The organism is Microbacterium sp. C-MGS6, from assembly GCF_058140415.1.
The window spans coordinates 1,903,285-1,915,493 of record NZ_CM176934.1 but is presented as its reverse complement, the minus strand read 5'-3'; the positions used below and the strand labels follow the sequence as shown (position 1 = coordinate 1,915,493).

The 12,209-nt window shown below is 70.2% G+C and carries 11 protein-coding genes; 7 read left to right on the top strand and 4 right to left on the bottom strand.

Features of this window, described 5'->3' with window-relative positions; all coding sequences use genetic code 11:
* Positions 1–8: 8 nt before the first annotated feature.
* Positions 9–1,130, top strand: a complete 1,122-nt coding sequence (locus AC3B5L_RS09300) for an alkaline phosphatase family protein (RefSeq protein ID WP_490095671.1) — start codon at positions 9–11, stop codon at positions 1,128–1,130.
* Between the two features lie 16 nt (positions 1,131–1,146).
* Here the strand turns inward: AC3B5L_RS09300 and sepH are convergent, their stop codons facing one another.
* Positions 1,147–2,193 carry a septation protein SepH gene (gene sepH / locus AC3B5L_RS09295; RefSeq protein ID WP_187661566.1) on the bottom strand — a complete coding sequence of 349 codons (1,047 nt, stop codon included), beginning with the start codon at positions 2,191–2,193 and terminating at the stop codon, positions 1,147–1,149.
* Positions 2,194–2,392: 199 nt separating this feature from the next.
* On the opposite strand from sepH, the gene AC3B5L_RS09290 reads away from it, so the two are divergent.
* Positions 2,393–2,686 carry a DUF4193 domain-containing protein gene (locus tag AC3B5L_RS09290; RefSeq protein WP_060921810.1) on the top strand — a complete coding sequence of 98 codons (294 nt, stop codon included), beginning with the start codon at positions 2,393–2,395 and terminating at the stop codon, positions 2,684–2,686.
* Between the two features lie 72 nt (positions 2,687–2,758).
* On the opposite strand, the gene AC3B5L_RS09285 is transcribed toward AC3B5L_RS09290, so the two are convergent.
* Positions 2,759–3,223 carry a DUF3093 family protein gene (locus AC3B5L_RS09285; RefSeq protein ID WP_187661565.1) on the bottom strand — a complete coding sequence of 155 codons (465 nt, stop codon included), beginning with the start codon at positions 3,221–3,223 and terminating at the stop codon, positions 2,759–2,761.
* A gap of 12 nt (positions 3,224–3,235) precedes the next feature.
* Between AC3B5L_RS09285 and dut the strand changes: the two genes are divergently transcribed.
* The 5 genes from dut to dxs all read left to right on the top strand — a co-directional run bounded on the left by dut (position 3,236) and on the right by dxs (position 10,105).
* The gene (gene dut, locus AC3B5L_RS09280; protein WP_187661564.1) at positions 3,236–3,706 is read left to right on the top strand and encodes a dUTP diphosphatase; all 471 of its coding nucleotides are present in this window, start codon (positions 3,236–3,238) and stop codon (positions 3,704–3,706) included.
* The gene (locus AC3B5L_RS09275; protein WP_060921813.1) at positions 3,703–4,290 is read left to right on the top strand and encodes a DUF3710 domain-containing protein; all 588 of its coding nucleotides are present in this window, start codon (positions 3,703–3,705) and stop codon (positions 4,288–4,290) included. The genes dut and AC3B5L_RS09275 overlap by 4 nt, the downstream gene beginning before the upstream one ends.
* Positions 4,287–5,021, top strand: coding sequence for a DUF3159 domain-containing protein (locus AC3B5L_RS09270; protein ID WP_490095670.1), 735 nt, complete (start codon positions 4,287–4,289; stop codon positions 5,019–5,021). Before AC3B5L_RS09275 ends, AC3B5L_RS09270 begins: the two co-directional genes overlap by 4 nt.
* Positions 5,022–5,129: 108 nt before the next feature.
* Positions 5,130–8,009 (top strand): aconitate hydratase, encoded by a 2,880-nt coding sequence (locus tag AC3B5L_RS09265; RefSeq protein ID WP_490095669.1) that lies wholly within the window; start codon positions 5,130–5,132, stop codon positions 8,007–8,009.
* Positions 8,010–8,164: 155 nt separating this feature from the next.
* A complete protein-coding gene (dxs, locus tag AC3B5L_RS09260; RefSeq protein ID WP_292794094.1) occupies positions 8,165–10,105 on the top strand; it encodes a 1-deoxy-D-xylulose-5-phosphate synthase in 1,941 nt (646 codons plus the stop codon).
* 30 nt (positions 10,106–10,135) lie between these two features.
* Here dxs and AC3B5L_RS09255 read toward each other — a convergent pair whose 3' ends face one another.
* Both AC3B5L_RS09255 and AC3B5L_RS09250 read right to left on the bottom strand, forming a co-directional pair.
* Positions 10,136–11,593 (bottom strand): glycerol-3-phosphate dehydrogenase/oxidase, encoded by a 1,458-nt coding sequence (locus AC3B5L_RS09255; RefSeq protein ID WP_268776266.1) that lies wholly within the window; start codon positions 11,591–11,593, stop codon positions 10,136–10,138.
* On the bottom strand, positions 11,590–12,198 hold the full coding sequence (locus AC3B5L_RS09250) for a TetR/AcrR family transcriptional regulator (protein WP_490095668.1): 609 nt from the start codon (positions 12,196–12,198) through the stop codon (positions 11,590–11,592). Before AC3B5L_RS09250 ends, AC3B5L_RS09255 begins: the two co-directional genes overlap by 4 nt.
* Positions 12,199–12,209: the final 11 nt, after the last annotated feature.

The following is a 12,209-nucleotide window of genomic DNA, read 5'->3' as shown; positions in this document are numbered from 1 at the left end:
TGGCTCGGATGTCCTTCATGCTACCGTCCGCGCCGCCGGGCGCCCGGAGCGTCGTCGGGGTGGCGGACGACCTGTGCGCCGCTCTCCGCGGCGAATCCGCCACGCTGCCCCGCGCCGACGCGGTGGTGCTGGTCGTGATCGACGGCCTCGGTGCGATCAGCCTCCGCGGGCATGCCGGTCACGCGCGGTCGCTGACCGCGTCGATCACGAAGAAGGACATCGCGCAGACGGTCTTCCCGACGACGACGGCCGCCGCGCTGACGAGCCTCACCACCGGCGTGTGGCCGGGAGAACACGGTCTCGTCGGGTACCGGGTCAGGGACCCGAAACGGGATGTCCTCGTGAACCAGCTCAGCGGGTGGGAGACGGACGGCCTCGACCCGCTCACCTGGCAGGCGGCGCCCACCGTCTTCGAGCGCGCGGCAGTCGCCGGGCGGGAGACCTTCGCGGTCGGACTCGCGACCTACGCGCACAGCGGCTTCACCCGCGCCACGCTGAGGGGGGCGACGTTCGTGCCTGCCGCGACGCCGGAGGAACGCATCGAGGTCGCGTACACGCTGGCCGAGGAGCATCCGGGATCGCTCGTCTACTGCTACCTTCCCGAGGTCGACAAGGCGGGGCACAAGCACGGTGTCGCCTCTGCCGAGTGGGTGGCCGCCCTGGAGCGGATCGACGGCGCGCTGTCGCTTCGCGTCCCTCCGCGGGTCGGCGTGGTCGTGACCTCTGACCACGGCATGGTCGACGTCCCGTTCCACCGGCAGGTGGTGCTCGAGGAGCAGCATCTCGGGGGCATCCGTCATGTCGGTGGGGAACCCCGCATGCTGCACCTCTACCGCGAGCCGGACGCCGATGCGGCGCTGGTGACGACGCGTCTGCGCAGCGATCTCGAGGGCGCGGCCGATGTCGTCACCCGAGAGGAGGCGGTCCGGGCGGGCCTCTTCGGTCCGGTCGTGCGCGATGAGGTCCTCGATCGCATCGGCGACGTGCTGGTCATCGCCACCGGAGTGCGCGCGCTCTACGACGGCACCGCCGAGGACCAGCGCAACCGAGGGATGGTGGGACAGCACGGAGCGCTCACGCCGGACGAGACCCGGGTACCGTTCCTGCGGTTCGGGGCCTTCGCCTCCTGACGGGGCCCCGGAACGATCACTCGTCGGTGCGCGCTCCGAAGACGATCTCGTCCCACGACGGCATCGCGTTGCGGCGCCGTCGGCGTCCGCTGCCCTCGCTGTCGCCCGACCCGGGCTGACGCGGTGCGGGTTCCGGAGCCTCGGGCTCGTCGTCCGGCTCCTCGAGCGCGGCGAACAGGGCGATCGGGTCGGAATCCTCCTGGATCTCCTCGACCTCGTGCTCGATCGGCGACGGCTCCCGCTGTCCGCGGCGACGACGCAGGGCCTCGAGGAGGTCCGCGGTCTCCGGGCTCGTCGAGGCGGAGTCGGGTGCGCGGTTGATCGCCGCGTCCTGGACCGCCGGTGCCGAACGCTCGGGCTGCGCCGGCTCCTCCGCCTCCGCGGCGGGCGTCGGCACGAGGCGGGGACCGAAGGCACCCGAATCGAAACGGCTGTCGTCCTTATAGGGCGAGGCGGCACGGTCGGCCTCCACCGCGCGCAGGCGGGGGATGAGTCCCTCCGGGAGTGAACCCTGGCGGGAGAGCTGCGTGGCATCGGCGTTCAGGGGCGAGAGGGCGCTGCGTCGCGGGTCGAAGCTCCAGCGCGCGTCGTGCTCGACGTCGTTGGCGGAGAACTCGAGCTTGATGATCCAGCCGGACTCCTCCTTCCAGCTGGCCCAGCGCTCGGACGATGCGGACACCTCGGCGAGCTTGGCGCGGACCGCAGCTCCGAAGGTGGGCTGCGCGTCCGGCTCGACCTCGCTGCCGATGAGGACGGGCACGGCGAGGGCCTGGCCGATGATGTGCTCGCGCTCGGCGAGGACGGGGCCCTCGAACCGGGCGACGTCGTCGACGCTGATCCCGAGGAGCTCGGCGACCTCCGCGGCGGTGAGACCGGCGCGGATCTGCGCCTGGATATCCCGCGGGCTCGCGGCGAGTTTCTGTGCGGCCGGCTCGGCCTGGCGGGTCGCGCGGCGGATCTCCCGCTGCAGCACCGCGTCGATGGGCAGCGCGAACCGCTCGCCCGCCTCGGTCGCGAGGACGAGCACTCCTGCTTCTGTGCCGACGATGGTGACGTTTTCCATGCGAATGCCCCTCTGATGGGTGTGCGTTCATGGTGTCACGCCGGACGGGCCGGGACAGGGAATACGGCGGGCGTGCCGTGAGTTTGCCCTGTCGCATGGGAGGGCATTTGCGAAACGCCCGCCGGTCATGCAAACTATGGCCGCCGATTACCCGACGGCGCACCCGCCCACTCGCACCATGAAAGTGGAGATTCACCGCATGGCAACCGATTACGACGCTCCCCGAAAGAGTGAAGACGACTCCGAGTCGATCGAAGCCCTCAAGGAGCGTGTGCCGGACAAGCTGTCCGGCACGACCGGAGACGAGGACTCCGACAACCCGTCGAGCTTCGACCTCCCTGGCGCGGACCTCTCCGACCTCGAGCTGGATGTCGTCGTGCTGCCCGCGCAGCAGGACGAGTTCACCTGCATGAGCTGCTTCCTCGTGAAGCACCGCTCGCAGCTCGACCACGAGGGACCCGACGGCCCCATCTGCAAGGAGTGCGCTGCCTGAGCAGCCCTCCGAGCGACGCCCCACGCGCCCCCGACCATCCCGGTCAGGGGCGCGCTGTCGTCTGCGGGGCGGTCAGTCCCGTGCGGCGCGGATGGCCGCGGCGAGGCGGTCGGGGGTGCGGGTCGAGATCGTCCAGGCCACGACGGGGTCGGCCTCATCGGTGTTCGGCACCACGACGACTCCGTCGATGCCGCCGCGGATGAGGTGCCACCCGCGAGCCGGGAGCTCGGGTCCTCTGGCGCTGCGCGCCTCCTCGCCGGTCAGTGCCGTCGGCTCGCCGAGATAGCGCACGTCGATGTGGGCGCGTCCGGCTCGGAGGACGCCGTCCTGCACCGACACCACCGGAGCGAGGGCGAGGGCCGCCACCACGAGGAGCGCCGAGACCGCCGCTCCGAGGAGCAGCGCGAAGGTCGAGCCGACCGGCACGAAGATCAGGGACACCATCGGTCCCGCCAGGGCGATCGTGACCAGCAGCCACAGGCTGGGGGCCAGTCGTTCGTGGTAGCGGGGACGTGCGTCCGTTGCGGGGTTCTGCATTAGCCTCATGGGGTGACCGATTCCGTTGATGTCCCCATTATCGCCGCAGTGGTCCCCGGCTATGCGCATCCGGGCGACGCCGGAGCCGATCTCGTCGCCGCCGAGGCCGTGCGGTTGGAGCCGGGGGATCGGGCTCTCGTGCCCACGGGCGTGCGCATCGCGCTGCCCGACGGCTATGCGGCCTTCGTGGTGCCCCGCAGCGGTCTCGCGGCGAAGCACGGCATCTCGATCGTGAACTCGCCCGGCACCGTCGACGCCGGCTACCGGGGAGAGATCAAGGTGAGCCTGATCAACACGGACATCCACAGCGCGTACGATGTCGCCGTCGGCGATCGCATCGCGCAGCTCATCGTGATGCCCGTCACTCGGGCCCGGTTCCTTCCGGTGGACGAGCTGCCGGACAGCGTTCGCGGCGCCGGCGGGTTCGGATCGACCGGCTATCAGGCACAGACCCCCGAGAACGAAGCAGGACAGGCGAAATGACCGACAGCAACGACACCCCCTCCAAGTCGGCGCCGGAGAACCGCGCCACCGAGGGCCCGTTCGACGACTCCGAGGCGAACCCCGTCCGCCCCTACATCGACCTCGGCGGGATCAAGATCCTGCCGCGCGAGGGCCTGAACCTGCGGCTCGAGGTGGAGGAGCAGAGCAAGCGCATCGTGGCGGTCGGGCTCGACTACGCCGAGTCCTCTCTCCAGGTGCAGCCGTTCGCGGCTCCGCGCAGCGGCGGTCTCTGGGATGAGACGCGGGTCCAGCTGCGCGACCAGGTCAAGGCGCAGGGCGGTCGCGTCGAGGAGCGGGAGGGACCGCTCGGCAAGGAGCTCCTCGCCGAGGTCCCCGCGACGGCCAGCGAGGGCTCCGGCCTGCGTCTCGCGCGCTTCATCGGCATCGACGGTCCCCGTTGGTTCCTGCGCGGCGTGATCGGCGGCGCGGCGGCGTCCGACCCCGAGGCCGCGGCGAAGGTCGAGGACCTGTTCCGCTCGATCGTCGTCGTGCGCGGGGGAGCGCCCATGCCGCCGCGCGACCTCATCCCGCTGAAGATGCCGGCGACGCCGGGCTCCGCGTGACCACGCCGGACCCCGAGGAGCCGCGCACGCAGAGCGCGTCGGAGATCCTCGGAGCAGCCCTCGGCGGTGCGGCGCGCAAGGCTGGGCTCGATCCGTCCGAGAACGCGCAGACGCACAAGGTCGTCTGGTCGGCCATGGGCGGCTGGCGCGGGATCCTGGAGTCGGTGCTGCCGAGCCTCGCGTTCGTGATCCTGTTCACCCTCCGGCCGGACCCCCTGCTGCTGCCCCTCGGAGTGTCCGTCGGTCTGGCCGCCGTGTTCACCGTCGTCCGGCTGGTGCAGAAGTCGCCGCCGTCGGCCGCCCTCGGCGGACTGATCGCCGCCGTGGCCGCCGCCGGGCTGGCCCTATGGACAGGCCGTGGCGAGGACAACTTCGTCCCCGGCCTCATCACGAACGCGGTATACGGCTCGGCGATCCTCGTCTCCGCTCTCATCGGTTGGTCCGTCATCGGACTCGCCGTCGGATTCCTGATGGGGGAGGGCACCGCCTGGCGTGCGGATCGTCGCAAGCGGCGGGCGTTCTTCTGGCTGGGTATCGCCTGGGCCGCGCTGTTCTTCGCGCGTTTGATCGTGCAGTTCCCGCTCTACCTGGCCGGCGACGTCACGGCGCTCGGAACCCTCAAGCTCGTGATGGGGCTGCCGTTGTTCGCGCCGCTGATCGCCGTGACCTGGCTGGTCATCCGTGCGCTCTATCCCCGCGCGTCGTCGCACGACGACCCCGCGGCGGCGTGATAGATTTATCTCGACATCAAGATAAATCACGGGCTTTCGCCAGTGACCTGCGCGGAGCAGACTGGTTAGGTCCCCCTTGCTAGCCGCGCGGCCGCACCGGCGAGCAAGATGGAGGCGCCTGTCGCTCCCATCCGAATAGAAGGAGACGGATTCGTGTCCACGGTGAACAGCTTCGGTGCCAAGAGCACCCTGACGGTCGGCAGCACCGACTACGAGATCTTCCGCATCGACACGGTGCCCGGTTTCGACAAGCTCCCCTTCAGCCTCAAGGTCCTCCTGGAGAACCTGCTTCGCACCGAGGACGGCGCGAACGTCACGAAGGCGCAGATCGAGGCGCTCGGGTCGTGGGACGCCAACGCGGAGCCCAACACCGAGATCCAGTTCACGCCGGCGCGCGTGGTCATGCAGGACTTCACCGGTGTGCCCTGCATCGTCGACCTCGCCACCATGCGCGAGGCCGTGACGGCGCTCGGGGGAGACCCGAACAAGATCAACCCGCTCTCGCCGGCCGAGATGGTCATCGACCACTCCGTCATCGCCGACCTGTTCGGCACCGAGAACGCGCTCGAGCGCAACGTCGAGATCGAGTACGAGCGCAACGGCGAGCGGTACCAGTTCCTCCGCTGGGGCCAGACCGCGTTCCAGGACTTCAAGGTCGTGCCCCCCGGCACCGGCATCGTCCACCAGGTGAACATCGAGCACCTCGCGAAGGTCATCTACGACCGCACCAACGGCGGCGTCCTCCAGGCCTACCCCGACACCTGTGTCGGCACCGACTCGCACACCACGATGGTCAACGGCCTGGGCGTGCTCGGCTGGGGCGTCGGCGGCATCGAGGCCGAGGCCGCGATGCTCGGCCAGCCCGTGTCGATGCTCATCCCGCGTGTCGTCGGCTTCAAGCTCTCCGGTGAGATCCCCGCCGGTGTGACGGCGACCGACGTCGTGCTCACCATCACCGACATGCTGCGCAAGCACGGCGTCGTCGGCAAGTTCGTCGAGTTCTACGGCGAGGGCGTCGCCTCCGTGCCGCTCGCGAACCGCGCGACGATCGGCAACATGTCGCCCGAATTCGGCTCGACCGCCGCGATCTTCCCGATCGACGACGTCACCCTCGACTACCTGCGTCTCACCGGCCGCAGCGACGAGGCCGTCGCGCTCGTCGAGGCCTACGCCAAGGAGCAGAAGCTCTGGCACGACGCCTCTCACGAGCCCGTCTTCAGCGAGTACATGGAGCTCGACCTCAGCACGGTCGTCCCGTCCATCGCCGGTCCGAAGCGCCCGCAGGACCGCATCCTCCTCTCCGAGGCGAAGACGCAGTTCGAGCAGGACATCCTGAACTACGCCACGGCCTCGACCAGCGACGACATCGTCGACCTCGAGTCCAAGCACTCCTTCCCGGCGTCCGACCCCGGACAGGTCCCGGGGGAGGAGGAGCCGACCACGCGTCCGGTGCACATCAGCAGCGGTGCGCCGGCCAACGTGTCGAACCCTGTGCCGGTCACCACTCCCGAGGGCGAGCAGTACACCCTCGACAACGGCGCCGTCACGCTGGCCGCCATCACGTCGTGCACCAACACGTCCAACCCGTCGGTCATGATCGCCGCCGGTCTCCTCGCCCGCAAGGCGCGGCAGAAGGGCCTCAAGCAGAAGCCGTGGGTGAAGACCACGCTCGGCCCGGGGTCGAAGGTCGTCACGGACTACTACGAGAAGTCCGGCCTGGACAAGGACCTCGAGGGCCTCGGCTTCTACACGGTCGGCTACGGCTGCACCATCTGCATCGGAAACTCCGGTCCGCTGATCGAAGAGGTCTCCGAGGCGATCAACTCGCACGACCTCGCCGTGACGGCCGTCCTCTCGGGCAACCGCAACTTCGAGGGCCGCATCAGCCCGGACGTGAAGATGAACTACCTGGCGAGCCCGCCGCTGGTCATCGCGTACGCCCTCGCCGGCTCGATGCACTTCGACTTCGAGACCGACGCGCTCGGCACGGACGCGGAGGGCAACGACGTGTTCCTCAAGGACATCTGGCCCTCGCCGGACGAGGTGCAGGAGATCGTCGACTCGTCGATCTCGCGCGACCAGTTCATCAAGCAGTACGCCACCGTGTTCGACGGTGACGAGCGCTGGCGCAACCTGCCCACGCCGGACGACGACACGTTCCAGTGGGACGAGGACTCGACCTACGTGCGCAAGGCCCCGTACTTCGACGGCATGACGATGGAGCTCACCCCGGTGAAGGACATCGAGGGTGCGCGCGTCATGGCGACGCTGGGCGACTCGGTCACCACCGACCACATCTCGCCCGCCGGAAACATCAAGCCGGGCACGCCCGCGGCCCAGTACCTCACGGAGCACGGCGTCGACCGCAAGGACTTCAACTCCTTCGGCTCGCGTCGCGGCAACCACGAGGTCATGATCCGCGGCACCTTCGCGAACATCCGCCTGAAGAACCTCATGGTCTCGGCCGTGAACGACGGACAGGTCGTCGAGGGCGGTTACACCCGCGACTTCACCCAGCCGGACGGCCCGCAGTCGTACATCTACGACGCGTGCATGAACTACGCCGAGCAGGGCACCCCGCTCGTCGTGTTCGGCGGCAAGGAGTACGGCTCCGGCTCGTCGCGCGACTGGGCGGCCAAGGGCACCAGCCTCCTGGGCGTCAAGGCCGTGATCACGGAGAGCTTCGAGCGCATCCACCGCTCCAACCTCATCGGCATGGGCGTCGTCCCGCTGCAGTTCCCCGCCGGCGAGAGCTGGGAGTCGCTGGGCCTCGACGGCACCGAGATCGTCTCGATCACGGGGCTCGAGGAGCTCAACAACGGCGTCACCCCGAAGACGGTCAAGGTCACCGCCACCCCGAGCGAGCACTCGCCCGAGGGCAAGCAGCCGGTCGAGTTCGACGCGGTCGTCCGCATCGACACCCCCGGTGAGGCGGACTACTACCGCAACGGCGGCATCCTGCAGTACGTGCTGCGCTCGCTCGTCTGAGGCGCATCGATGAAGGGGCCCGTGTCCACCGACACGGGCCCCTTCGGCATGTCAAGGGTCCCCCGCCCTCGGGGGATTCCCGGCTCCGAGCGGTAGGATCGGGAAGACGTCCGCACCCGTTCGGACGCTCCGTCGAGGCCTGTGAGGAGGCGCAGATGCCCATTCTTCCGAGCATCTCTGGACCGCGCGATCTTGATCGGCTCTCTCCGGAGCAACTGGAAGAACTCGCCTCGGAGATCCGCGCGTTCCTCGTCGAGAACGTCTCGCAGACGGGCGGTCACCTCGGGCCGAACCTCGGCGTGGTGGAGCTGACGATCGCCCTGCACCGCGTGTTCTCCTCTCCGGACGACCCCTTCATCTTCGACACCGGCCACCAGTCGTACGTCCACAAGATCCTCACCGGTCGCCAGGACTTCTCGAAGCTGCGCGTCCGGGAGGGGCTTGCCGGCTACCCGCAACGCGCGGAGAGCCCGCACGACGTCGTCGAGTCGTCCCACGCCTCCAGCTCCCTGAGCTGGGCCGACGGCGTGTCGCGGGCACTCACCGCCACCGGCCGCGCGGACCGACACGTCGTCGCGGTCGTCGGCGACGGCGCGCTGACCGGCGGTATGACATGGGAGGCGCTGAACAACATCTCCGACGACAACGACCGCAACCTCGTCATCGTCGTGAACGACAACGGCCGCTCGTACGCGCCGACCATCGGCGGCATGTCGCGCTTCCTCAACCGGGTCCGCACCGCCGCGGCCTACAAGGACCTCCACCACAAGTCCGATCGCCTCTTCCGTGCGTTCGGGCCGGTGGGACGCGCAGTGTTCCGCGGCGTGCGCGGCGGCACGCACGGCTTCCTCTCGCGGTTCACGAACAACGAGGCGCTGTACTCCAACCTCGACATCAAGTACCTCGGCCCGGTCGACGGTCACGATCTGCCGGCGCTGCTGGAGACGCTGGAGCTCGCGAAGTCCTACGGTGCACCGGTCATCGTGCACGCGATCACCGAGAAGGGTCGCGGCTACCAGCCGGCCCGCGACGACGAGGCCGACCAGTTCCACGCGGTCGGCAAGATCGACCCGACGACGGGGGAGACCCTGTCCTCAGGCGGCCGCGGGTGGACCGATGTATTCTCCGACGCTCTCGTGAAGGTCGGGGAGCGACGCTCGGACGTGATCGCCATCACCGCCGCCATGCTCCGGCCCACCGGTCTCGCCCCCTTCGCGGAGCGCTTCCCCGACCGGGTCTACGACGTCGGCATCGCCGAGCAGCACGCGGTGGCCTCGGCCGCCGGACTCGCCTACGGCGGTCTGCACCCGGTCGTCGCCGTCTACGCCACGTTCATGGGACGCGCGTTCGATCAGGTGCTCATGGACGTCGCGTTGCACCGGGCGGGCGTCACGTTCGTGCTCGATCGCGCCGGCGTCACCGGCCCGGACGGACCGAGTCACCACGGCATGTGGGATCTGGCGATGCTGCAGATCGTCCCGCACATCCGCATCGCCGCCCCCCGCGACGGCGCGCGGCTGACCGAGGCACTGGACGAAGCGGTCGCCGTGGAGGACGCCCCGACCGTCATCCGCTTCCCGAAGGGGGATGTCTCCGCCGACCTCCCGGCGCTCGAGCGCCTCGAGGACGGCGTGGACGTGCTCGCACGGGGCGAGGGCGAGGACGTCCTCATCGTCGCGATCGGACCCTTCGCCGCCCTGGCCGTCGACGTGGCTGACCGGCTGCGCGCCCAGGGCATCGGCGCCACCGTGATCGACCCGCGCTGGGCGATCCCCGTGCAACCGTCGGTCGTCGAGCTCGCTGCGCAGCATCGACTGGTGATCACGCTGGAGGACGGCATCCGCGTGGGCGGCATCGGCACGCGCGTGCGGCAGGTGCTCCGCGAGGCGGGCATCGACACGGCTGTCGACGAGCTGGGTCTTCCCGACGAGTTCATCGACCACGCATCGCGCGACCAGATCCTCGCCGATGCCGGTCTCACCGCCTCCAAGATCGCTCAGGACGTCGTGGCGCAGGTGCTCGGTACGCGCATCCCGAAGGCCCGCCACGCCGGGGAGACCGGAGCGATCGAGCTCCCACTCCACGAGCGCCACTGACGGACGTTCCCTGGAGCGGGCTTCCGTCGGTCAGGGGACGTCGGCGAGGGTCTCGGCGACGATCCGTTCCACGGTCGGGAGAGCTCTGGCGCGTTCGTCGGGGACCAGCCCGATCCGAGTGCGACGATCGAGCACATCGGCCGCGGTGAGAGCGCCCTGCGACCGGACAGCGTGCTCGACGACCGGTCGGGAGAGGGCGATGCCGTCCGCAACGGCGTCCTGCGAGCCGTCGTCCGGGGCGGGATCGTCGATCAGCCGCAGGGTCGCGGTGCCGCTGGGTCCGACCCGGAGGCCGCGCTGTCGCACCGCCAGATCCACCGCGTCCTCCGCCATGCGTCGGTAGGTCGTGAGCTTGCCGCCGAGCACGGAGACGACCCCGGACTCGGAGGTGCGGACGAGATGCCGGCGGGAGACGTCCGCCGTCTCGGCCGCTCCGGTGTCGACCAGTGGACGCAGCCCCGCGAACGCGCCGCGGACGCGGTCCCGCGCCAGCGGCACCGCGAGCAGGCGGTTCAGTGTCTCCAGGAGGAAGTCGATCTCGGTGTCGGTGGGCTCGGCGACGGAGGGGATGGGTCCGGGCGCGTCCACGTCGGTGAGTCCGACGATGACACGCCCACCGCGCTGGGGCAGGGCGAACACGTAGCGGCTGATGGAGCCTTCGAGCGGGATGGTGAGCGCAGCGGTCGGATGCCCGAGGGGGGCGGCGTCGAGGACGATGTGGGTGCCGCGGCTCGGGCGCAGCGTGAGGCCGTCGTCCAGAGTCGCCGCCCAGACTCCGGTGGCGTTGACGACCGCCCGTGCACGGATCTCGATGCGTTCCCCGGTGAGCATGTCCGTCGTCGTGGCCCCGTCGGCATGCAGCCGCTCGGCGCGGACTCTGGTCAGGATCCGCGCCCCGAGACCGGCCGCCGTCCGGGCGACGGCCACGACGAGGGCGGCGTCATCGGACAGCTGGCCGTCATACGTGACCATGCCGCCGCGGAGTCCCCAGGGGTTGAGCGCGGGGAACAGGCGCAGCGCCCTCGCCGTCCCGACGGGGTGCGGTCCCGGTAGCACCTTCCCGCTCGTGCGCGCTTGCAGGCGGAGGAGGTCACCCATGGCCATCCCCGCCGCTCCGGCCCCGCGCTGGCGGCCGCTGACACCGGGGGCGAACGGGAGCAGCTGTCCGAGCGGACGGATCAGATGGGGCGCGATCACCGTCATCAGCAGATGCCGTTCGCGTGCGCTCTCGCGTGCCGTCGCCACGTCCCCCGTCGCGAGATACCGCAGCCCGCCGTGGACGAGTTTCGAGCTGAACCGGCTCGTCCCGAACGCGAGGTCCTCCGCCTCGATCAGGGTCACGCGGAGCCCGCGCGATGCGGCGTCCAGGGCCACGCCCGTTCCGGTGATCCCGCCGCCGACGACGAGGAGGTCGCAGATGTCATCGGCCGCGGCGTCGAGTTCGCGTCGACGGCGGCCCGCGTGGAGGGCGGTCGAGGCAGGGGTCATGGCCGCAGGTGGCCGTCCAGCGCGGCGCGGAGCTCGCGCTCCCAGGCCCGCTCGTCGATGAGGTCGGCCACCGTCGCGTGCGACAGCACAGCGGACTGGGCGATCAGGAGCAGCATGACGGCGATCTCGCCCGGGGCGCCCCCGCGCACCGATCCGTCGGCCTGGCCGGCTGCGATAGCGTCGGACAGCCACCGCAGGATGAGCCGCTGGCTGGAGCCCACGCGTTGCAGGGTGTAGCGGGTGAACGCTTCGGGCTCCTCGTCGAGGAGATGGGCGTACACCGGGTCGCCGCGGAACAGCGAGGTGAACCGCAGCACGTCCTCGACGAGAGCGTCTCGCGAGTTGGCTCGCTCGGGGAACCCGTCGAGGAGGTCGGCGACCCGCCGCAGGAGCGCGGAACGGACGACGTCGTCGGCATCCCGCCACGTCCGGTAGATGGTGGGCCGGCTGAGGCCGGAACGCCGTGCGAGGGCGGCGATCGTCACCCCGTGCACGCCGCCGCGGACGAGCAGGTCATCGGCCGCGTCGAGCACGCGCCGCTGCGTGGCGTCCCACGCCGGGGCGAGGGAGTCGGAGGGAAGAGTGGGAGATTGACGTTCTTCCATGATGTGTCACA

What these genes read in the sequence shown, in the direction of transcription:
- AC3B5L_RS09265 (WP_490095669.1), top strand. Translation starts at nt 5,130, where the DNA reads ATGGAGGCGCCTGTCGCTCCCATCCGAATAGAAGGAGACGGATTCGTG.
- sepH (WP_187661566.1), bottom strand. Translation starts at nt 2,193, where the DNA reads ATGGAAAACGTCACCATCGTCGGCACAGAAGCAGGAGTGCTCGTCCTC.
- AC3B5L_RS09255 (WP_268776266.1), bottom strand. Translation starts at nt 11,593, where the DNA reads ATGACCCCTGCCTCGACCGCCCTCCACGCGGGCCGCCGTCGACGCGAA.
- AC3B5L_RS09290 (WP_060921810.1), top strand. Translation starts at nt 2,393, where the DNA reads ATGGCAACCGATTACGACGCTCCCCGAAAGAGTGAAGACGACTCCGAG.
- AC3B5L_RS09275 (WP_060921813.1), top strand. Translation starts at nt 3,703, where the DNA reads ATGACCGACAGCAACGACACCCCCTCCAAGTCGGCGCCGGAGAACCGC.
- dxs (WP_292794094.1), top strand. Translation starts at nt 8,165, where the DNA reads ATGCCCATTCTTCCGAGCATCTCTGGACCGCGCGATCTTGATCGGCTC.
- AC3B5L_RS09250 (WP_490095668.1), bottom strand. Translation starts at nt 12,198, where the DNA reads ATGGAAGAACGTCAATCTCCCACTCTTCCCTCCGACTCCCTCGCCCCG.
- AC3B5L_RS09300 (WP_490095671.1), top strand. Translation starts at nt 9, where the DNA reads ATGTCCTTCATGCTACCGTCCGCGCCGCCGGGCGCCCGGAGCGTCGTC.
- AC3B5L_RS09285 (WP_187661565.1), bottom strand. Translation starts at nt 3,223, where the DNA reads ATGCAGAACCCCGCAACGGACGCACGTCCCCGCTACCACGAACGACTG.